The 20,068-nt window shown below is 64.3% G+C and carries 21 protein-coding genes; 14 read left to right on the plus strand and 7 right to left on the minus strand.

Features of this window, described 5'->3' with window-relative positions; all coding sequences use genetic code 11:
* The first annotated feature begins 168 nt into the window (after positions 1-168).
* From rpoE to pdxJ, 13 genes are all read left to right on the plus strand, one after another.
* The gene (rpoE, locus tag PKB_RS06960; protein ID WP_043250221.1) at positions 169-753 is read left to right on the plus strand and encodes an RNA polymerase sigma factor RpoE/AlgU; all 585 of its coding nucleotides are present in this window, start codon (positions 169-171) and stop codon (positions 751-753) included.
* 30 nt (positions 754-783) lie between these two features.
* Complete coding sequence (locus PKB_RS06965; protein WP_043250223.1) at positions 784-1,374, plus strand: sigma-E factor negative regulatory protein; 591 nt, start codon at positions 784-786, stop codon at positions 1,372-1,374.
* A gap of 18 nt (positions 1,375-1,392) precedes the next feature.
* Positions 1,393-2,343: a MucB/RseB C-terminal domain-containing protein gene (locus PKB_RS06970; protein ID WP_043250225.1), complete on the plus strand. Its 951-nt coding sequence runs from the start codon at positions 1,393-1,395 to the stop codon at positions 2,341-2,343.
* Positions 2,340-2,795, plus strand: a complete 456-nt coding sequence (locus PKB_RS06975; protein ID WP_043250227.1) for a SoxR reducing system RseC family protein — start codon at positions 2,340-2,342, stop codon at positions 2,793-2,795. Before PKB_RS06970 ends, PKB_RS06975 begins: the two co-directional genes overlap by 4 nt.
* Before the next feature lie 34 nt (positions 2,796-2,829).
* Complete coding sequence (locus tag PKB_RS06980) at positions 2,830-4,254, plus strand: DegQ family serine endoprotease (protein WP_043250230.1); 1,425 nt, start codon at positions 2,830-2,832, stop codon at positions 4,252-4,254.
* A gap of 101 nt (positions 4,255-4,355) precedes the next feature.
* Positions 4,356-5,578, plus strand: a protein-coding gene (locus tag PKB_RS28990) for an IS3 family transposase (RefSeq protein ID WP_156958000.1) whose coding sequence is annotated in 2 segments (ribosomal slippage) — positions 4,356-4,707 and positions 4,707-5,578 — 1,224 coding nt in all. Because the reading frame shifts where the segments join, the coding sequence is not laid out codon by codon here.
* 151 nt (positions 5,579-5,729) lie between these two features.
* Positions 5,730-7,529: a translation elongation factor 4 gene (gene lepA, locus PKB_RS06995; protein WP_043250233.1), complete on the plus strand. Its 1,800-nt coding sequence runs from the start codon at positions 5,730-5,732 to the stop codon at positions 7,527-7,529.
* 5 nt (positions 7,530-7,534) lie between these two features.
* Positions 7,535-8,389: a signal peptidase I gene (lepB, locus tag PKB_RS07000; RefSeq protein ID WP_043250235.1), complete on the plus strand. Its 855-nt coding sequence runs from the start codon at positions 7,535-7,537 to the stop codon at positions 8,387-8,389.
* 141 nt (positions 8,390-8,530) lie between these two features.
* Positions 8,531-8,908: a DUF4845 domain-containing protein gene (locus PKB_RS07005; RefSeq protein ID WP_043250238.1), complete on the plus strand. Its 378-nt coding sequence runs from the start codon at positions 8,531-8,533 to the stop codon at positions 8,906-8,908.
* Positions 8,905-9,594 (plus strand): ribonuclease III, encoded by a 690-nt coding sequence (gene rnc, locus PKB_RS07010; protein ID WP_043250239.1) that lies wholly within the window; start codon positions 8,905-8,907, stop codon positions 9,592-9,594. Before PKB_RS07005 ends, rnc begins: the two co-directional genes overlap by 4 nt.
* Positions 9,587-10,495, plus strand: coding sequence for a GTPase Era (gene era / locus PKB_RS07015; RefSeq protein WP_043250241.1), 909 nt, complete (start codon positions 9,587-9,589; stop codon positions 10,493-10,495). The genes rnc and era overlap by 8 nt, the downstream gene beginning before the upstream one ends.
* Positions 10,496-10,550: 55 nt before the next feature.
* Complete coding sequence (gene recO / locus PKB_RS07020; protein WP_043250243.1) at positions 10,551-11,255, plus strand: DNA repair protein RecO; 705 nt, start codon at positions 10,551-10,553, stop codon at positions 11,253-11,255.
* The gene (pdxJ, locus tag PKB_RS07025) at positions 11,248-11,991 is read left to right on the plus strand and encodes a pyridoxine 5'-phosphate synthase (RefSeq protein WP_043250245.1); all 744 of its coding nucleotides are present in this window, start codon (positions 11,248-11,250) and stop codon (positions 11,989-11,991) included. Before recO ends, pdxJ begins: the two co-directional genes overlap by 8 nt.
* A gap of 96 nt (positions 11,992-12,087) precedes the next feature.
* On the opposite strand, the gene cmoB is transcribed toward pdxJ, so the two are convergent.
* The 7 genes from cmoB to lon form a co-directional block, all read right to left on the minus strand.
* Entirely contained in the window at positions 12,088-13,056 is a 969-nt protein-coding gene (cmoB, locus tag PKB_RS07030; RefSeq protein ID WP_043250248.1) for a tRNA 5-methoxyuridine(34)/uridine 5-oxyacetic acid(34) synthase CmoB, read from the minus strand.
* Positions 13,053-13,793 carry a carboxy-S-adenosyl-L-methionine synthase CmoA gene (gene cmoA, locus PKB_RS07035; RefSeq protein WP_043250251.1) on the minus strand — a complete coding sequence of 247 codons (741 nt, stop codon included), beginning with the start codon at positions 13,791-13,793 and terminating at the stop codon, positions 13,053-13,055. The genes cmoB and cmoA overlap by 4 nt, the downstream gene beginning before the upstream one ends.
* Before the next feature lie 117 nt (positions 13,794-13,910).
* Positions 13,911-14,483, minus strand: a complete 573-nt coding sequence (locus PKB_RS07040) for a hypothetical protein (protein ID WP_043250253.1) — start codon at positions 14,481-14,483, stop codon at positions 13,911-13,913.
* An 87-nt stretch (positions 14,484-14,570) separates the two neighbouring features.
* The gene (locus PKB_RS07045; protein WP_043250255.1) at positions 14,571-15,320 is read right to left on the minus strand and encodes a substrate-binding periplasmic protein; all 750 of its coding nucleotides are present in this window, start codon (positions 15,318-15,320) and stop codon (positions 14,571-14,573) included.
* A 7-nt stretch (positions 15,321-15,327) separates the two neighbouring features.
* Complete coding sequence (locus PKB_RS07050; RefSeq protein ID WP_043250258.1) at positions 15,328-15,993, minus strand: lysoplasmalogenase; 666 nt, start codon at positions 15,991-15,993, stop codon at positions 15,328-15,330.
* A 98-nt stretch (positions 15,994-16,091) separates the two neighbouring features.
* Positions 16,092-16,484 (minus strand): protease inhibitor I42 family protein, encoded by a 393-nt coding sequence (locus PKB_RS07055; RefSeq protein WP_043250259.1) that lies wholly within the window; start codon positions 16,482-16,484, stop codon positions 16,092-16,094.
* A gap of 248 nt (positions 16,485-16,732) precedes the next feature.
* The gene (lon, locus tag PKB_RS07060; RefSeq protein ID WP_043250261.1) at positions 16,733-19,132 is read right to left on the minus strand and encodes an endopeptidase La; all 2,400 of its coding nucleotides are present in this window, start codon (positions 19,130-19,132) and stop codon (positions 16,733-16,735) included.
* A gap of 167 nt (positions 19,133-19,299) precedes the next feature.
* Between lon and PKB_RS07065 the strand changes: the two genes are divergently transcribed.
* A complete protein-coding gene (locus PKB_RS07065) occupies positions 19,300-20,049 on the plus strand; it encodes an AraC family transcriptional regulator (protein WP_043250263.1) in 750 nt (249 codons plus the stop codon).
* Positions 20,050-20,068 lie beyond the last annotated feature (19 nt).

Here is a 20,068-nt window from a genome sequence, read left to right on the forward strand (position 1 = left end):
ATTTCAGCGGCCTGATACAGAGAATTCGGGCCGGTTTCCGCGAAGCGGTAAAAAAAACTGTGCGGCGTACGCCTGGAGGGGAGAACTTTTGCGAAACGTCCGAGTCTATTTTGGCAAGGTGATTATGCAGGGCACTCGCAGCTCCTTCAGGCACGTAGAGGAGCATGCATGCTAACCCAGGAACAGGATCAGCAACTGGTAGAACGGGTACAGCGCGGAGACAAGCGGGCATTCGATCTGCTGGTAATGAAGTACCAGCACAAGATCCTCGGCCTGATCGTGCGGTTCGTGCACGACGCCCAAGAGGCCCAGGATGTCGCCCAGGAAGCATTCATCAAGGCGTATCGCGCTTTGGGCAACTTCCGCGGCGAAAGTGCCTTCTATACCTGGCTGTACCGGATTGCCATCAACACCGCGAAAAACCACTTGGTGGCTCGCGGTAGACGGCCTCCAGACAGTGATGTAACAGCCGAGGACGCGGAATTCTTCGAGGGCGATCACGCGCTGAAGGATATCGAGTCACCGGAGCGGGCAATGTTGCGGGATGAGATCGAGGAAACGGTCCATCGCACCATCCAGCAGTTGCCAGAGGACTTGCGTACGGCTTTGACCCTGCGCGAATTCGAGGGATTGAGCTACGAGGATATCGCCACCGTGATGCAATGCCCGGTGGGAACCGTCCGCTCACGGATCTTCCGTGCGCGGGAGGCGATAGACAAAGCTTTGCAGCCTTTGCTGCATGATGAGTCCTGATACGGCGGCAAAAGCCAAGAGAGGTACGCCATGAGTCGTGAAGCCCTGCAGGAGTCGCTGTCCGCTGTGATGGATAACGAAGCGGATGAGCTCGAACTGCGCCGCGTGCTCGCAGCCTGCGGCGAAGATGCGGAATTGCGCGCGACCTGGTCGCGCTACCAGTTGGCACGCTCAGTCATGCACCGCGAGCCGGTGATGCCGAAGCTGGACATCGCCGCCGCTGTGTCCGCTGCGCTGGCCGAAGAGGCTGCGCCGGCACAACCGCGCCGCAATCCGTGGCGCAATGTCGGCCGTCTGGCGGTCGCCGCCTCGGTGACGCTGGCCGTTCTGGCGGGTGTTCGTCTATACCATCAAAATGACAGCGTTGCTCCTGGTGCGCTGGCCCAGCAAGGCGCCACCCCGCAGATTGCTCTTCCGCAGGTGCAGGGGCCGGCAGTTCTGGCTGGCTACAACCAGGATGAAGACGCGCCGCAGGTCATCACTGGCGGTTCGGGCAGCCCGACCACCTGGCATGAACAGCGGCTTCCCGGGTATCTCCGTCAGCATGCCCAGCAGTCGGCAGTGAACGGAACTGACAGCGCCTTGCCCTATGCGCGTGCCGCGAGCCTGGAAAGTCGCTGATACCCAGTAAGGAGCGACATGCGCGCCACCATTCTGTTGTTCGTCCTTGGCGGTTTGCTGACAGGTCCTGTGCAAGCCGCCGATGCGATGTCTTGGGTCAAGCGCCTCGCGGGTGTCGAGCAGCGACAGAGCTTCCACGGCACCTTCGTCTACGAGCGCAACGGCGTCTTCTCCACCCATGAAATCTGGCATCAGGTCAACGGCGACGGTGCGGTGCGCGAGCGCCTGTTGCAGCTGGACGGGCCGCGCCAGGAAGTGGTGCGCGCCGGCGGAGTCACCCAGTGCATTGCCGGTGGGATGTCCGGCCAGCTCGGCGCGGGGCAGCTGTGGCCAGCGCGTCAGCTGAATGCTGCAGACCTGTCCTCCTGGTACGACATGCGTGTGGTCGGTGAGTCGCGAATCGCCGGTCGCGATGCCGTGGTCGTCGGGTTGGTCCCGCGTGACCAGTATCGCTATGGATTCGAGCTGCACATCGACAAGGAAACCGGGTTGCCCCTGAAGTCCTTGTTGCTCAATGAGAAAGGGCAGATTCTCGAGCGCCTGCAGTTCACCCAGCTGAGCGTCGACGCTCCTGGGGATGACGCCCTCAAGCCTTCGGACAGCTGCCAGGCGGTGCCCGAGGGCAAGCCCAGCGAGGCGTCCAAAGTAGCCTGGCAGTCCGAGTGGGTTCCGCCCGGCTTTACCCTCAGCAGCACATTCATGCGCCGCAGTTCGGTTTCCGATGATCAAGTCGTCAGCCTCGATTACGGCGATGGTCTGGCGCGTTTCTCGATCTTCATCGAGCCGTTGCACGGCGCCAAGATCGACGATGCGCGGACCCAGCTAGGTCCGACCGCGGTAGTCTCCAAGCGCTTGAATACCGAAGATGGCGGAATGATGGTCACCGTCGTCGGTGAGATTCCCAGTGGCACCGCCGAGCGGATCGCCATGTCGGTACGGCCCCGGGCGCAGGGGGCTGCCGGCCAGTGATCGAAGAGCGGGGGCGGGTGGTTGGCGTCGAGCCCGGCGCCGTCTGGGTCGAAACCCTGCGTCAGAGCACCTGCTCCAGTTGCGCCGCGAATGCCGGCTGCGGCCGAGGCGTGTTGCAGCGTTTGGGTGCTGGCGCTTCGCGCGGGCAGGTGCGCGCCCTCTGTGATCTGCATCTGAACATGGGCGATTCCGTGGTGCTCGGCCTGCGCGAAGACCTGCTGCTGAAAAGCGCCCTGATGTTCTACCTGCTTCCCCTGCTTGGACTGTTGTCTGGCGCTCTGCTGGCGCAGTGCTATGGTCTGAGCGATTCCTGGTTGATCGTGGCTGGACTGGCGGGATTCCTCGCGGCCTGGCTGCTGGTGCGTCGCCATGCGCGACGCCATTTGGATGATCCGGCGTCGCAACCCGTCGTGTTGCGCGCGCTGATCACGAGGGCCGAGGGGCCCGCCTAGTCAAACTTCCCTTTCAATACGGGAGCTGTAGTCCATGCAAACCCTGAAACGCAGTATGGCTGCGATGGTCGCCCTGTTGGCTTTGAGCCTGACAGCCGTCGCCCGCGCTGAATTGCCTGACTTCACTCAACTGGTGGAGAAAGCCTCGCCGGCCGTGGTGAACATCAGTACCACGCAGAAGGTGCCGGATCAGGTCGCCAGCGGGCAGATGCCCGATCTTGAAGGCCTGCCGCCGATGTTCCGCGACTTCATTGAGCGCAGCATGCCGCGTGGCCAGGGTGGTCAGCGTCCGCCCCGCGGCGCGCAGCGCGAGGCCCAGTCCCTGGGCTCGGGCTTCATCATTTCCGACGATGGCTACGTGCTGACCAACAACCACGTGGTCGCCGACGCCGACGAGATCGTCGTCCGCCTGTCCGACCGCAGCGAGCACAAGGCCAAGCTGATTGGCGCCGACGCGCGCAGCGACGTGGCCCTGCTGAAGATCGACGCGAAAGGTCTGCCGACCCTCAAGTTCGGTGACTCCGACAAGCTCAAGGTCGGCGAGTGGGTATTGGCCATCGGTTCGCCGTTCGGCTTCGACCATTCGGTGACCGCCGGCATCGTCAGCGCCAAGGGGCGCAGCCTGCCGAACGAGAACTACGTGCCCTTCATCCAGACCGACGTGGCGATCAACCCGGGCAACTCCGGTGGTCCGCTGCTGAACCTGCAGGGTGAAGTGGTCGGTATCAACTCGCAGATCTTCACCCGGTCCGGTGGCTTCATGGGCCTGTCCTTCGCCATTCCGATCGATGTGGCGATGAACGTGGCCGATCAGCTGAAGAAAGGCGGCAAGGTCAGCCGCGGCTGGCTCGGCGTGGTGATTCAGGAGGTCAGCAAGGATCTCGCCGAATCCCTCGGTCTGGACAAGCCGGCCGGCGCCTTGGTGGCCCAGCTGGTACAGGATGGCCCGGCAGCGAAGGGCGGCCTGCAGGTTGGCGACGTGATCCTCAGCCTCAACGGCCAGGCCATCAACGAGTCGGCCGATCTGCCGCACCTGGTCGGAGGCATGAAGCCGGGCGACAAGGCGTCTCTGGACGTATTCCGCGATGGTTCGCGCAAGACCCTGAACATGTCTATCGGCAGTTTGCCGGACGAAGAGGACGAAGTCGCCGCGATGGAAGGGCAAGGTGCCGAGCGCAGCAGCAATAGCCTCGGCCTGACCGTATCCGACCTCAGCGCCGATCAGCGCAAGACCCTGGATATCAAGGGCGGCGTGGTTATCAAGGACGTTCAGGACGGTCCGGCGGCGATGATCGGCCTGCGTCCGGGGGACGTCATCACCCACCTGAACAACCGCCAGGTGGATTCGGCCAAGGCATTCTCCGATATCGCCAAGGCGCTGCCCAAGGGCAAATCGGTCTCCATGCGAGTACTTCGTCAGGGGCGCGCCAGCTTCATCACCTTCAAGCTGGGCGATTGACCGGCTAGGACGGAAAAGGGCGGTGTTCACCGCCCTTTTTCATGCCCGTGTCCCGTCCTGAATAAGGTTTACACCTTCGCCCTTATTTCAGGAGAGCCCCGATGGCAGAAGGTGTTCGTCGCAGCCAGCGTGATTACACGCTGGCTTTTAAACTGGCGGTGGTCGACCAGGTCGAAAAAGGCGAAATGAGCTACAAGGAGGCTCAGGCCCGCTATGGCATCCAGGGCCGCTCGACGGTGCTGGTGTGGTTACGCAAGCATGGCCGGCAGGACTGGAACCAGGGCGCCTCCCTTCGAAAGGCTCGGAGCCCGGATATGAATACCCCGAAATTGCCGTTGACCCCGGAACAACGCATCAAGGAACTCGAGCAGCAGCTTGAGGTGATGAGCCAGAAGGCGCAGTTCTTCGAGGCCGTGGTGAATGTGCTGGAGAATGACTACGGCGTTTCGATCGTAAAAAAGCGTCCCGGCGAGTCCTCACGCAAAGGCAAGTCCAAGCGCTGAGTGTTAGCAGGGCTTGCCAGTTCATGGGCATCAGCCGCCAGGCGTACTACCAGCGCAACCGGGCGGCGGATCAGCGCAGCCAGCAGGATCGACAGATCGCCCAGTTCGTGCGGCAGGTGCGGATGCGTCAGCCGCGCCTGGGAGCACGCAAGCTGCATTATCTGTTGCAGCAGCAAGCGGAAGCCGCGTTGCGAGTTGGGCGCGATCGCCTGTTCCGGGTGCTGGCCGAGCACCGCCTGCTGGTTCGACCCAAGCGGGCGTACCACAAGACCACCCACAGTTTTCACCGGTTCCATCGCCATCCCAATCTGCTCAAGCCAGGGCCGCAACAGGTCTTGCCCGATGCGCCGGAGCGCGTCTGGGTTGCCGACATCACCTATCTGCCCAGCCAGAGCGGCCCGCTGTACCTGAGCCTGGTCACCGACGCCTATTCGCGCAAGATCGTCGGCCATCACGTCCACGACAGCCTGCACGCCGAGTCGGTGGCCCATGCCTACAGCCAGGCGCTGCGGCGCCGCACGACGCAGGAACCCCTGGTGCATCACTCCGACCGAGGAATTCAGTACTGCTCGGGGCTTTACCAACGCCTGCACGCGCAGCACGGAGCAATCTGCTCGATGACCGACGGCTACGACTGTTACCAGAATGCGCTGGCTGAGCGCGTCAACGGCATCCTGAAGAACGAGTTGCTGGAGCATCCTCCCGCCGACCTCGCGCAGGCGCGCCGCATGGTGCGTGAAGCCGTCGACATCTATAACCGCGAGCGCCCTCACCTGGCTCTGAAATACAAAACGCCCGATGCGGTGCATCGGGCGTTTTGAGGTCTGGAGCATGGCCTGAGAGGTGTAAACCTATTTCAGGACTAGACACCGACGAACTGCCGCGGGCGTGACGTGCCGCGGCATTTTCAGGTAAACTCCCCGGCTATTTTTCGGCGGATCACCGCCTTCAGCCTTCCGAGTGTGTCAAGCCGTGAGTGACCTGAGTCATATCCGCAATTTCTCCATCATCGCCCACATCGACCATGGCAAGTCGACCCTGGCCGACCGCTTCATCCAGATGTGCGGTGGTCTGTCCGACCGCGAGATGGAGGCCCAGGTCCTCGACTCCATGGACCTCGAGCGTGAGCGCGGCATCACCATCAAGGCCCACAGCGTCACCCTTCACTACAACGCGAAGGACGGCAAGACCTACCAGCTGAACTTCATCGATACTCCCGGCCACGTCGACTTCACCTACGAAGTCAGCCGCTCGCTGGCCGCCTGCGAGGGCGCGCTGCTGGTGGTGGATGCCGGCCAGGGTGTCGAGGCGCAGTCGGTGGCCAACTGCTACACCGCCATCGAGCAGGGCCTGGAAGTCATGCCCGTGCTGAACAAGATGGACCTGCCGCAGGCCGATCCGGACCGCGTTAAGGACGAGATCGAAAGCATCATCGGCATCGATGCCACTGACGCCGTGGCCTGCTCCGCGAAGAGCGGCATGGGTGTTGACGAGGTGCTCGAGCGCCTGGTCGCGACCATTCCGCCGCCCGAGGGCGAGATCGAGGCTCCGTTGCAGGCGCTGATCATCGACTCCTGGTTCGACAACTACCTGGGCGTGGTCTCGCTGGTACGTGTCAAGCACGGCCGCGTCAAGAAGGGCGACAAGATCCTGGTGAAGTCCACCGGCAAGGTCCACCAGGTGGACAGCGTCGGCGTCTTCACCCCGAAGCACACCGAGACTCCGGACCTCAAGGCCGGCGAGGTAGGCTTCATCATCGCCGGCATCAAGGAAATTCTGGGCGCGCCGGTGGGCGATACCCTGACCCTGTCCAACACCCCGGACGTGGAAGTACTGCCGGGCTTCAAGCGTATCAAGCCGCAGGTCTACGCCGGCCTTTTCCCGGTCAGCTCCGATGACTTCGAGGACTTCCGCGAAGCCCTGCAGAAACTGACCCTGAACGACGCCGCGCTGCAGTACGAGCCGGAGAGCTCCGAGGCCCTGGGCTTCGGCTTCCGCATCGGCTTCCTCGGCATGCTGCACATGGAGATCATCCAGGAGCGCCTGGAGCGCGAATACGACCTGGACCTGATCACCACCGCGCCGACCGTGATCTTCGAGATCGTGCAGAAGAACGGCGACATCCTTTATGTCGACAACCCGTCCAAGCTGCCGGATATCTCGTCCATCGACGAGATGCGTGAGCCGATCTGCCGTGCCACCATCCTCGTGCCCCAGGAGCACCTGGGCAACGTCATCACCCTTTGCATCGAGAAGCGCGGCGTGCAGCGCGACATGCACTTCCTCAGCGGCCAGGTCCAGGTGATCTACGACCTGCCGATGAACGAGGTGGTGCTGGACTTCTTCGATCGCCTGAAGTCGACCAGCCGCGGCTATGCCTCGCTCGACTACAGCTTCGACCGCTTCGAGCCGGCCAACCTGGTCCGTCTCGACGTGCTGATCAACGGCGAGAAGGTAGACGCCCTCGCTCTGATCGTTCACCGCGACAACGCCCCCTACAAGGGCCGTCAGCTGGTGGAGAAGATGAAAGAGCTGATCCCGCGGCAGATGTTCGACGTGGCGATTCAGGCGGCCATCGGTGGGCAGATCATCGCCCGTTCGACGGTCAAGGCGCTCAGGAAGAACGTGCTGGCCAAGTGCTATGGTGGTGATGTGAGCCGTAAGCGCAAGCTGCTGGAGAAGCAGAAGGCCGGTAAGAAACGGATGAAACAGGTCGGTAGCGTGGAGATTCCGCAGGAAGCCTTCCTCGCCGTGCTCAAAGTGGACAGTTAGATTCTATGACGCTGAATTTCCCGCTGTTGCTGGTGATCGCCGTTGCCGTTTGCGGCGCCCTGGCCCTGGTCGACCTGGTGCTCTTCGCACCGCGTCGCCGAGCCGCCATCTCCGCCTACCAGGGCTCGGTCGCCGAGCCCGATCCGGAAGTGCTGGACAAGCTGAACAAGGAGCCCGTGCTGGTCGAGTACGGCAAGTCCTTCTTCCCGGTGCTGTTCATCGTGCTGGTGCTGCGCTCCTTCCTGGTCGAACCGTTCCAGATTCCGTCCGGCTCGATGAAGCCGACCCTGGAAGTCGGTGATTTCATCCTGGTCAACAAGTTCGCCTACGGCATCCGCCTGCCGGTGCTGGACACCAAGGTGATCCCGGTTGGCGACCCGCAGCGCGGCGATGTGATGGTGTTCCGCTATCCCAGCGACCCGAACATCAACTACATCAAGCGCGTAGTTGGCGTGCCGGGCGACAAGATCCGCTACACCAGCGACAAGCGCCTGTACATCAACGACCAGTTGGTGGCACAGCAACTGCTCGGCGAGGAGCCGGGTAGCCTGGGCAGCGTTACGCTGTTCAAGGAAAAGCTGGGTGACGTCGAACACCTGATCCGCCAGGAGATGACCCGCTACCGCATCGAGCCGGGTCGCGAATGGCAGGTGCCGGCCGGCCATTACTTCATGATGGGCGACAACCGCGACAACTCGAACGACAGCCGCTACTGGAACGATCCGCGCATTCCCAAGGAGCTGCTGGGCATGGTTCCGGACCGCAACATCGTCGGCAAGGCGTTCGCCGTATGGATGAGCTGGCCGGATCCGAAGCTGCACAACCTGCCGAACTTCTCGCGGGTTGGCGTGATTCACTGATTGTGAGATGCGTCGAGCGCCGACCCTGCAGTCGGTGCTAGAACGATAAGGCGGGGCTGCACGCGGGGAGCGGGTCAGCCCCGCTTGCACTTGGAACCGCCACCGGCGGGACATAAGAACCATACCGACAATGAGGTCGCCATGACTTACGCGCATTCGCAGAAGGGGCTGTCGCTGCTGGGCTGGATGGTAGTGCTGGCTATTGTGGCGTTTCTTGCCAGTACGGCGTTCAAGGTCATTCCGCACTACCTGGACTATTACTCCATCGAGAAGGCCATCACCTCGGTGGAAACCGACAAGGCCGCGGAGGTGCGCAGCGTTCCGGAGTTCTACTCTTACGTGGACAAGGCGCTGACCATCAACAACATCCGCGACCTGAAACTGCAGGACGCGATGGACGTGCAGCTGGAAGACAACGAATTCCGCGTGCACCTGAAATATGAAAAACGCGAGCCGCTGATCGAGAACCTCGACCTGGTGGTCCACTTCGACAAAGACTTCCGTGTAAGAACACCGTGAGCAATACCCTGGACCGACTCGAGCGCAAGCTCGGCTACACCTTCAAGGACCAGGACCTGATGGTCCTGGCCCTGACCCACCGCAGCTTCGCCGGGCGCAACAACGAGCGCCTGGAGTTCCTTGGCGACGCCATCCTCAACTTCGTCATCGGCGAGGCGCTGTTCACCCACTTCCCTCAGGCCCGCGAGGGGCAGCTGTCGCGCCTGCGCGCGCGGCTGGTCAAGGGCGAGACCCTGGCCTTGCTGGCCCGTGGTTTCGAGCTGGGCGACTACCTGCGCCTGGGTTCCGGCGAACTGAAGAGCGGCGGCTTCCGTCGCGAGTCGATTCTTGCCGACGCCATGGAAGCGCTGATCGGTGCCATCTACCTGGACACTGGCATGGATTCCGCGCGCGAGCGCATCCTCGCCTGGCTCGGCCCGCAACTGCGCGAGCTGACCCCGGTAGATACCAACAAGGACCCGAAAACGCGCCTGCAGGAGTTCCTGCAATCGCGTGCCTGCGATCTGCCGCGCTACGACGTGGTGGATATCCAGGGCGAACCGCATTGCCGGACCTTCTTCGTCGAGTGCGAAGTGGCCCTGCTGAACGACAAGACCCACGGTCATGGCGGCAGTCGCCGCATCGCCGAGCAGGTGGCTGCCGCCGCCGCTCTGGTGGCCCTGGGCGTGGAGAATGGCCATGACTGAACAACACGACGACCTCAGCCGCTGCGGCTACGTCGCCATCGTCGGCCGCCCCAACGTGGGCAAGTCGACCCTGCTCAACCACATCCTCGGGCAGAAGCTGGCCATCACCTCGCGCAAGCCACAGACCACCCGCCACACCCTGCTGGGCATCAAGACCGAAGGTCCGATCCAGGCCGTGTACGTCGACACCCCCGGCCTGCACAAGGACAACGACAAGGCGCTCAACCGCTACATGAACCGCTCGGCCAGCGCCGCGCTGAAGGACGTCGACGTGGTGATCTTCGTCGTCGACCGTACGCGCTGGACCGATGAGGACCAGATGGTTCTCGATCGCGTGGTGCACGTCACTTGCCCGGTGCTGATCGCGGTGAACAAGGTCGACCGCATGGAAGACAAGGCCGAGCTGCTGCCGCACCTGGCATGGCTCACCGAGCAGCTGCCGAAGGCCGAAGTGGTGCCGATTTCCGCCCAGCACGGGCAGAACCTCGAGCTGCTCGAGCAACTGGTTGCCGAGCGCCTGCCGGAAAGCGAGCACTTCTTCCCGGAAGACCAGATCACCGACCGCAGCAGCCGTTTCCTTGCTGCGGAACTGGTGCGCGAGAAAATCATGCGCCAGCTCGGCGCCGAGCTGCCGTACCAGATCACCGTGGAGATCGAGGACTTCAAGCAGGAAGGCAACGTCCTGCACATCCACGCGCTGATCCTGGTGGAGCGCGAAGGCCAGAAGAAGATCATCATCGGCGACAAGGGCGAGCGCATCAAAAGCATCGGCCAGAACGCGCGCAAGGACATGGAAGTGCTGTTCGACTCCAAGGTCATGCTCAACCTCTGGGTCAAGGTCAAGGGTGGCTGGTCCGACGACGAACGCGCCCTGCGTTCGCTGGGCTACGGCGACCTCTGATATCCATCTGGCAGCCCGCTCCGGCGGGCTGCCTGCCTGAAGGCCGCTCCCGCGCATGAGCCTCGTCAGCGTCCCCCTGCCGTCCTTCATCCTGCACAGCCGTCCCTACAAGGAAACCAGCGCGCTGGTGGACTTCTTCACCCCCGAAGGACGCCTGCGTGCGGTCCTGCGCGGTGCGCGCGGCAAGTCCGGAGCGCTGGCCCGGCCTTTCGTGCCGCTGGAGGCTGAGTTCCGCGGGCGAAGCGAGCTGAAGAACGTCTCGCGCCTGGAAGCCGCCGGCATCCCCAACCTGCTGGCCAGCGAAGCGCTGTTCAGCGGCCTCTATCTGAATGAATTGCTGATCCGCCTGCTGCCGGCGGAAGTCCCGCATCCCGACCTCTTCGAGCACTATCGCGCGACCTTGCCGCTGCTGGCCGCTGGGCGCCCGCTGGAGCCGCTGCTGCGCGCCTTCGAATGGCGCCTGCTGGACGAGCTGGGCTATGGTTTCGCTCTCGATCGGGATATTGTCGGACAATCCGTGGCGCCCCAGGGCCTGTATCGCCTGTTGCCGGACGCCGGACTGGAACCGGTGGGCGAGCTGCAGCCGGGCCTGTTCCACGGCGCCGACCTGCTGGCCATGGCCGAGGCGGACTGGAGCGCTCCCGGTGCCCTGGCCGCAGCCAAGCGCCTGATGCGCCAAGCCCTCGCACCCCATCTCGGCGGCCGGCCGCTGGTCAGCCGCGAACTCTTCATGAATCGTAAGGAGCCTCCCCGTGACTGAAGCCAACCGCATCCTCCTGGGCGTCAACATCGACCACGTGGCCACCCTGCGCCAGGCCCGCGGCACCCGTTACCCGGATCCGGTGAAGGCGGCGCTGGACGCCGAGGAAGCCGGCGCCGACGGCATCACCGTGCACCTGCGCGAAGACCGCCGGCACATCCAGGACCGCGATGTGCGTGTGCTCGCCGAAGTGCTGCAGACGCGCATGAACTTCGAGATGGGTGTCACCGAGGAAATGATGGCCTTCGCCGAGATCATCCGTCCGGCGCACGTCTGCCTGGTCCCGGAAACCCGCCAGGAGCTGACTACCGAGGGTGGCCTGGATGTCGCCGGGCAGGAAGCGCGCATTCACGCCGCGGTGCAGCGTCTGGCCGCTGCCGGCTGTGAAGTGTCGCTGTTCATCGATGCCGATCCGCGGCAGATCGAGGCGTCCGCCCGCATCGGCGCACCGGCTATCGAGCTGCACACCGGCCGTTATGCGGACGCCCACAGCGTCGCTGAAACCGCCCTGGAGCTGGCGCGCATCCGTGACGGCGTGGAGTTCGGCCTGTCCCATGGGCTGATCGTCAACGCCGGTCATGGCCTGCACTACCACAATGTCGAGCCGGTGGCGGCGATTGCCGGAATCAACGAGTTGAACATCGGCCACGCGCTGGTGGCCCACGCGCTGTTCGTTGGCTTCAAGCAGGCGGTGGCGGAGATGAAGGCGCTGATCGTGGCAGCGGCCAACCGCTGAGCTCGCGATTCTGGGTCCCCGCGTTCGCGGGGATGACGCCAGGAAGCGTGAGCCTCGAATCCGTCATTCCCGCGAACGCGGGAACCCAGATAACTGTCAGGGCTTGCGCGCCACCAGTGTGGCGCGCAGCGGCGCCGGCAGGCCTTCGATGGTGCGGCTGTGGTCGTGCGGATCGAGGAACTCCGGCAGCGACTGGTAGCGCATCCACTGGGTCGAGCGCTGCTCTTCCACGGTGGTGTGGCTTTGGTCGACGCAACGAACGTCGCTGAAACCGGCACGGCGAAGCCACAGCTCCAGTGCCGGCACCGAGGGCAGGAACCAGACGTTACGCATCTGCGCGTAGCGGTCTTCCGGCACCAGCACGGTGTTTACGTCGCCTTCCACCACCAGAGTTTCCAGCACCAGTTCACCACCACGGCGCAGGCAGTCCTTGAGCGCGTAGAGGTGGTCGATGGGCGAGCGGCGGTGATAGAGAACGCCCATGGAAAACACGGTATCGAAGCCTTCCAGCTTCTCCGGCAGCTCTTCCAGCGTCAGCGGCAGGTGCCAGGCCGGCAGGTCCGGCAGATAACGCTTCATCGCCAGGAATTGGCAGAAGAAAAGCCAGTTCGGATCGACGCCCACCACGCTGCGCGCGCCGGCGCCGAGCATGCGCCACTGGTAGTAGCCGTTGCCGCAACCGACATCGAGGATGCGCTTGCCGGCCAGGTCCAGGTGCGGCGAGACGCGCTCCCATTTCCAGTCCGAGCGCCATTCGGTGTCGATGTGCACGCCGAACACGTCGAACGGCCCTTTGCGCCACGGGATCAGGCCTTGCAGGGCACTGCGCAGCGTATGGCGGGTCGCGTCGTCGCAATCGCCTTCCAGGGCGAAATGCTCGGCCAGCTCCACGATTTGCGTACGAATCTCGGGCAGTTGGTCGACCGCGCCGAGCCAGCGCTCCAGGTCGCCATGGCCGTCTTCGATTTTGGCGGCGAGTTGCCCGGCGAGGGATTCGCTCCAGGCTTGCAGGGGCGTGCCGGCCAGTTCCCGGCAGAGGCTGTCGAGGGCGAAGCGTTCGATCATGGCAGGGCGATCAGCGAGGCGAAGTTCAGGCACTGGAACCACAGCACCACCTTGGAGAAACCGGCTTGCGCGAGGCGCTCTCGGTGCTCCTCGAGGGTGTCGGGGCGCATCACGTTCTCGATGGCGGTGCGTTTCTGGGCGATTTCCAGTTCGCTGTAGCCATTGGCGCGCTTGAAGTCCAGGTGCAGTTCATTGAGCAGTTCGTGCTCCGCGGCGTCGGCGAAGCGCAGTTTTTCCGAGAGGATCAGCGCGCCGCCGGGCAGCAGGGCCTGGCGGATGCGCTGCAGCAGTTCCAGACGACGCTCCGGCTCGATGAACTGCAGGGTGAAGTTCAGCGCCACCAGGGCGCAGGGCTGGAAGTCCATCTGCAGGATGTCCGCTTCCACCAATTCGGCGGGCAGCAGCTCCTGGTACATGGCGTCCTGTGCGCTGAGGTATTCACGGCAGCGGGCGAGCATGGCGGCGGAGTTGTCTACGCCGATCACCCGGCAACCGTCGGTCTTCACGTGGCGGCGCAGCGCCTGGGTCACTGCGCCCAGCGAGCAGCCCAGGTCGTAGAGCCGGCTGCCCGGCTGGGCGAAGCGCGCGCCGAGCACGCCGATGTTCTCGACGATGGTCGGGTAGCCCGGCACCGAGCGCTTGATCATGTCCGGGAAGACGCGCGCCACATCCTCGTTGAAGGTGAAGTCGGCGACGTGGTCCAGGGGCTGGGAGAAGATGCGATCAGATTCGCTCACGCGAAGGGCCTCGGTACGGATGCTGCGGAAAGCCGGCGGACTGCCAGGGGTGGCGCCGGGTGCGCATTGTAGCCGAGCAGGGCGGTCGGCCCAACCGTCGGGCGACGGGGGCTGGGGTTACTTGAGCTGGTCGGAGAAGTATTCGCCGGCGCCTTGCAGCGGGCCGAGGGGGTTCTTCTTGTCTTCGACGCGGCGGATGTTCGGTTCGCCGTTGCTGACCTTGTGCACCACCACATCGTCGATCAGCACGAACACCGGACGGAACGACCAGCCCTGGACCTGGCGGCGCTTGCGGAAGTTGAACAGGTCGGCCCAGAAGCTGCCGACGCGCTGGCTGTCGGTCTTGCTGAAGTCGAAGGAGTAACCGATGCAACGATCCTTGGCCTGCAGGCAGGTCACCAGGCCGTCCGGCAGGTAGTCGATGGGAATGTTCGGCTGTACGAAGAGCAGACGCACGTCGATGAACGAGAGCATCTTGGCGTTGCCTTGGCTCAGCGGATCGAAGCCCAGGCTGAGGAGCTGGGAGCGCGTGGTCCTGCCGGGCACGACCTGTTCGTAGCGGTGCTGGGCATCCTGGTAATCGAGGAACGGCGACTGCACTTCTGCACGTTCGCTGGGCAACAGGCTGCCGCACGCGGAAAGCATCAAACAGGCGCACAGCACTACCATCAAACGGACTTCAGCACGCATGAAACGTCTCCATTCGATACTTCCGAGTACCTTGATCTATAGACGATGGGGCGTGTACCTGCCGGACTTTTCTTCGGATGGTCCGCATCAGTCGACAGATACCAGATAGCCGCGCATCAGAGGCTCCCAGGCGCCGCTTTCACGCATGCGGCGCAGGCCCTGGTCTAGCGCTTCGAGTCGCGCCGCCGCGTCTTTCAGGTGCGGGCTGAGGGCGACGTACATGGGGCGTTTGTGCGGTAGGCCGCCCGCGCTGCGAACCTGCTTGTCGAGATGCTGCCGATGCAGGTAGCGGTCGACGATGCGATGGTCCTCGACCAGCACATCGATGCGTCCGAGCAGCAGCTTCTGCAGATTGCGCTCGAGCACGCGTTCGCCACTGAGCACCTGCACCTGCTCAGGGGCGTCGAGGTGGCTGTCGCGCCAGGCGTCGAGTTGCGGGCCGTAGGAGTAGCCCTGGACCAGGCCGATCTTCAGGCTGTCCAGCGAGGCCGGGCCGCGGTACTGCCAGGCACTGTCGGCACGGGTGTAGAAGCGCATTTCCACCCAGCCGATGGGTTCGCGGCCGATCAGCAGGCCTTCGGCCTCCTCGGCGTAGGCGCCGATCACGCCGTCGAGTTGGCCGTCGCGGGCCATCTGCAGGGCGCGTGACCAGGGCAGCGATTGGACTTCGGGGGTTTCGGGCAGCAGGTGCCTCAGGCCCTCGACCAGGTAACCGGGCTTGTTGGGTGTCTCCGGGCAGAGGTACGGACACCAGTCGTCGCCGCCCAGGCGCAGGGGTTCGGCGACGGCGCCCAGGGCGGCTGTACAGAGCAGGGAAGCGATGGCGGATCGCAGCATGGATTGCTCACGTGGCGGATTCCGACAGCGAGTATGGCAGAGCCCTACGCCCGAAACTAACCGAGGCAGCTATGCCGAGCTGGCCTAGCCAGTAGGTGATCATGATGGCGTAGCCGGAGCCGTCGAAGGCGTCCAGGAAGCGGCTGATGCCGATCATGCTGTCGGACAGCATGAACAGCAGCGCCCCGCTGGCGGCCAACCAGGCGCTGGGTGAGATGGGCGTGGCGAGGCGGGCCAGGGCGCGCCAGAGCATGCTGCTGATGGTCAGGCTGTAGAGGGCGATGGGCAGGCGCAGTTCGCCCAATCCGTGGCTGTCGAGAAGCAGGAACAGGCCGATGCCGGGCAGGGCCGCGCAGACCAGAGCCAGTGGGGCGAGTCGCCGCGTTTCGCCGAGGTAGGCGACCAGGTAGGCGACATGGGCGAGCAGGAAGGCGGCGAGCCCTGGGACGAAGGCGTTGAGCGGCCATTCGAGCAGAATGTCGCCGAGCAGCGAGAGGCCCAGGCCGAGCAGAATCCAGCGGCGGTAGGCCGAGGGGTTTGCGGCGCCAACCCAGAGGAGCAGGACGAGGATTGGTAGCGGTTTGCTCAGCATGCGCAGCCAGGGCAGATCCAGCGCCATGCCGAGCAGGTGAGCGAGGCTGCCGAGAACGGCCAGGGGCAGTAGCCAGCGCATGTGCGACTCCTTGTCGGTCAGGAGTCGCCAACATGCCGCAATCGGTGGGGAGGCGCCCAGGCCGGGCGCGTCAGACCGGGTGGTATTTGGCGTCTTGCTCAGCGCGCGCTGATGGCGCAGTCGAAGGTGCGCTCGGGGGCGACTTCGGGTTCCCAGGGGCGGTGGTAGATCAGCTGCAGATGGTCCTCGCCGGTGCCGGCGACGCGAAAGCGCCAGGTGGACTCGCCCGCACTGCCGACCACGCCGGCGTCCTCGGGGTTGTTGTAGACCTCGGGGCCGAGGCTGTGGAGGACGCTAGCCGCCGGATTGCGGATCTCCCAGCGGAAGCCGGTGGTGGGATTGCTCGGCAGCATCAGCACCAGTTCCTGGCCCTGGTGCAGTTTCAGCGGTTTGCAGTCGTGCTCGCTTTCCAGGCTGACCACCGGCTTCTGGCCGGCGCAACCGGCGAGCAACAGCAGGGACAGGGGAAGCAACAGGCGGGGCGACGGCATGACGGCTCCTCGGGCGAGTTCGAATTGGGCCCGAGGATAGCGCAAAGGCCGGGAGGGTTGGCTAGCTCGACGTGCCGTAGGAGCAACTGTCCTTTGGGCTCCCGCGTTCGCGGGAGAGACGAGAAAAGGTGCACGCTTTTCATCGTCTTCCCCGCGAACGCGGGGACCCAGAAGAAATGTACAAGCGGATCTCATCCGCGAATCGCGAGCATCGCGGACAAGGTCCGCTCCTACAGCGCGGCTGGTCCTCAGGCGGGGAACAGCACCTTGGCCACATCGATGAAGCGCCGGGCGAAGTGCACGGTCAGGTCTTCCTTGAGGTAGTCCGGCAGTTCCGCGAAGTCGCCGCGGTTGGCTTCCGGGAGGATCAGCTCATGGATCTTCTGCCGACGCGCCGCGATCACCTTCTCGCGAACCCCTCCGATCGGCAGTACCTGGCCGGTGAGAGTCAGCTCGCCGGTCATGGCCACGCCTTTCTTCGGCGCCTGGTTGCGCGCCAGGGAGAGCAGGGCACTGGCCATGGTGATGCCGGCGCTCGGGCCATCCTTGGGCGTGGCGCCCTCGGGCACGTGCAGGTGGACGAAAGCCTGGTCGAAGAAGCTCGGGTCGCCGCCGTATTTCTTCAGGTTGGCGGTGACGTAGCTGTAGGCGATCTCCGCCGATTCCTTCATCACATCGCCCAATTGGCCGGTGAGCTTGAAGCCGCGGTTGAGCGTGTGGATACGCGTCGCTTCGATCGGCAGCGTCGCGCCGCCCATGCTGGTCCAGGCCAGCCCGGTGATCACGCCGATGCCCGAGAGCAGCTGCTCGGTGCGGAACACCGGCATGCCCAGGTAATCCTCCAGGTCCTTGGCGCCGATCTTCACCGTCGCCTCGGGATCTTCCAGCAGTTTCACCACCGACTTGCGCACCAGCTTGCCGAGCTGCTTCTCCAGCTGGCGCACGCCGGCTTCGCGGGCATAGCCCTCGATCACCGCGCGCAGGGCTGCGTCGTTGATCGACAGGCGGCTCTTCGGCACGCCGGCCTTCTCCAGCTGCTTGGGCCACAGGTGGCGCTTGGCGATGGCCAGCTTCTCCTCGCCGATGTAGCCGGAGAGGCGGATCACTTCCATGCGGTCGAGCAGCGGCCCTGGAATCGAATCCAGGGTGTTCGCCGTGCAGACGAAGAGCACCTTGGACAGGTCCAGGCGCAGGTCCAGGTAGTGATCGAGGAACTCGACGTTCTGCTCGGGATCGAGGGTTTCCAGCAGCGCCGAGGCCGGGTCGCCCTGGTAGCTGGCGCCGAGCTTGTCGATCTCGTCGAGCATGATCACCGGGTTCATCACCTCGACGTCCTTCAGCGCCTGCACCAGCTTGCCGGGCAGGGCGCCTATGTAGGTGCGGCGGTGGCCCTTGATCTCGGCCTCATCGCGCATGCCGCCGACGCTGAAGCGGTAGAACGGCCGGCCAAGGCTCTCGGCGATGGACTTGCCGATACTGGTCTTGCCCACGCCCGGCGGGCCGACCAGCAGCACGATGGAGCCGGCGATCTCGCCCTTGAAGGCACCCACGGCGAGGAATTCGAGGATGCGATCCTTGACGTCTTCCAGGCCCGAATGATGGCGGTCGAGCACCTTGCGCGCATGCTTGAGGTCGAGCTTGTCCTTGCCCAGTACGCCCCAGGGCACCGAGGTGGCCCAGTCGAGGTAGTTGCGGGTAACCGCGTATTCCGGCGAGCCGCTCTCGAGGATCGATAGTTTGTTGAGCTCCTCATCGATGCGCTTGCGCGCCTGTTCGGGGAGGATCTTGCCGTCCAGGCGGGCGCGGAACTCGTCCGCATCGGCGCTCTTGTCGTCCTTGGTGATGCCCAGTTCCTGCTGGATGGTCTTGAGCTGTTCCTTGAGGAAGAACTCGCGCTGGCGCTCGCCGATCTTGCGATTGACCTCGGCGGACAGCTCCTTCTGCAGGCGCGCCACCTCCACTTCCTTGCGCAGCAGCGGCAGGACCTTCTCCATCCGCTTGAGCATCGGCACCGTGTCCAGCACCTCCTGCAACTCGCTGCCCGGCGCGGTGGTCAGGGCGGCGGCGAAGTCGGTGAGCGGCGACGGGTCGTTGGGGTTGAAGCGGTTCAGGTAGTTCTTCAGCTCTTCGCTGTACAGCGGGTTGAGCGGCAGCAGTTCCTTGATCGCGTTGATCAGCGCCATGCCGTAGGCCTTGACCTCGTCGCTGGCGTCGGCGGGGGTGTGCGGATAGTCCACTTCGACCAGGAAGGGCGGGCGGTGGCGCTTGATCCAGCCGCGGATGCGCACACGCGACAGACCCTGGGCGACGAACTGCAGCTTGCCGCCCTCGCGGCTGGCGTGGTGCACGCGCACCAGGGTGCCGTGCTCGGGCAGGGTGTTCGGATCGAAGTGGCGCGGGTCTTCCGGCGGGTTGTCCATGAAGAACAGCGCCAGGCTGTGGTGGTCGGTCTTGGCCACCAGCTCCAGGGTTTCCGCCCAGGGTTCTTCGTTGACGATCACAGGCAGCACCTGGGCCGGGAAGAACGGGCGGTTATGGATCGGGATGACGTAGACGGTGGTCGGCAGATTCTGGCCGGGCAGCGCCAGGCTGGTGGCGTTGACCTCCTCGGCGCTGTGAATGTCGTGAATCTCGTCGTGGTCGCTCATGAGGCACCTGACTGATTGAACATGACAGTCTAGATGGGGAATCCTCCGACGCCTTTCAATGCCTGTTCCGATGCCGCTGTTGCCAAAGATGTCGTATGGACGACGGCCGCTGGGCAGGTCCGGCTATCTCCGTTAGAGTGCGCGCCCAACCCGCGCAGCCGTCCGCCATGCTGGAAACCCGCGTCGCTCAACTGTCAGAACAGTCTCACGCCCACGCTCACGTGCATCACCAGCTGGTGATGTCGCTGGCCGGGCGTGCCGCGTTCGAAGTGGACGGGAAGGGCGGCGAGGTCTGCCCGATGCGCGCCTGCCTGGTTCCCGGCGAGGCTGGGCATGCGTTCGCCGGCGTTGGCGACAACCGCATGCTGATCGTCGATCTCGACCCGCAGGACGGCGCCGACGAAGAGCGCGAAATGCTGGCCCGGCTATTCGACAGGCCGCGCTATCCGACCCTGGACGCCGATCTGCAGAGCCTGCTCGGCTGCGCTGGCGCAGAGCTCGAACGCCATGGCCGTGATCCGCTTTTGGCGCGCGCCTTGGGTGGCGCGCTGATCCGGGCCCTGCATCTTCGGCTGATTGACGAACGGGCGCCGGAACCTGGCGGCCCGTTGGATCTGCAGCGCCTGGATGCGCATATGCGGGCCAACCTTGGTCGGCGCATCTGCATTGCCGAGTTGGCTCAGCTCGCCTGCCTGAGCCCCAGCCATTTCCACGCGCAGTTCAAGGACAGCGTTGGCCTGACGCCGCACCAATACCTGCTCAAGTTGCGCCTGGACTGCGCCGCACGGCTGCTACGGGAAAGCGATCTCTCGCTGGTGCGGGTCGCCGGCGAATGCGGTTTCTCCAGCCAGAGCGCGCTGACCACCGCAATGCGCCGTCACCTGGGACTGACACCGGGCGCCCTGCGTCGGGGCTGAAAAGGTCCTGGTGCAGGCG

Source organism: Pseudomonas knackmussii B13, assembly GCF_000689415.1.
Lineage (GTDB): Bacteria > Pseudomonadota > Gammaproteobacteria > Pseudomonadales > Pseudomonadaceae > Pseudomonas > Pseudomonas knackmussii.

Bases quoted from the DNA above. Each gene is read 5' to 3' on its own strand.
- rpoE (WP_043250221.1), top strand. From the start codon at position 169: ATGCTAACCCAGGAACAGGATCAGCAACTGGTAGAACGGGTACAGCGC.
- PKB_RS06965 (WP_043250223.1), top strand. From the start codon at position 784: ATGAGTCGTGAAGCCCTGCAGGAGTCGCTGTCCGCTGTGATGGATAAC.
- PKB_RS06970 (WP_043250225.1), top strand. From the start codon at position 1,393: ATGCGCGCCACCATTCTGTTGTTCGTCCTTGGCGGTTTGCTGACAGGT.
- PKB_RS06980 (WP_043250230.1), top strand. From the start codon at position 2,830: ATGCAAACCCTGAAACGCAGTATGGCTGCGATGGTCGCCCTGTTGGCT.
- lepB (WP_043250235.1), top strand. From the start codon at position 7,535: ATGACGCTGAATTTCCCGCTGTTGCTGGTGATCGCCGTTGCCGTTTGC.
- PKB_RS07005 (WP_043250238.1), top strand. From the start codon at position 8,531: ATGACTTACGCGCATTCGCAGAAGGGGCTGTCGCTGCTGGGCTGGATG.
- era (WP_043250241.1), top strand. From the start codon at position 9,587: ATGACTGAACAACACGACGACCTCAGCCGCTGCGGCTACGTCGCCATC.
- recO (WP_043250243.1), top strand. From the start codon at position 10,551: ATGAGCCTCGTCAGCGTCCCCCTGCCGTCCTTCATCCTGCACAGCCGT.
- cmoB (WP_043250248.1), bottom strand. From the start codon at position 13,056: ATGATCGAACGCTTCGCCCTCGACAGCCTCTGCCGGGAACTGGCCGGC.
- PKB_RS07040 (WP_043250253.1), bottom strand. From the start codon at position 14,483: ATGCGTGCTGAAGTCCGTTTGATGGTAGTGCTGTGCGCCTGTTTGATG.
- PKB_RS07045 (WP_043250255.1), bottom strand. From the start codon at position 15,320: ATGCTGCGATCCGCCATCGCTTCCCTGCTCTGTACAGCCGCCCTGGGC.
- PKB_RS07050 (WP_043250258.1), bottom strand. From the start codon at position 15,993: ATGCGCTGGCTACTGCCCCTGGCCGTTCTCGGCAGCCTCGCTCACCTG.
- PKB_RS07055 (WP_043250259.1), bottom strand. From the start codon at position 16,484: ATGCCGTCGCCCCGCCTGTTGCTTCCCCTGTCCCTGCTGTTGCTCGCC.
- lon (WP_043250261.1), bottom strand. From the start codon at position 19,132: ATGAGCGACCACGACGAGATTCACGACATTCACAGCGCCGAGGAGGTC.
- PKB_RS07065 (WP_043250263.1), top strand. From the start codon at position 19,300: ATGCTGGAAACCCGCGTCGCTCAACTGTCAGAACAGTCTCACGCCCAC.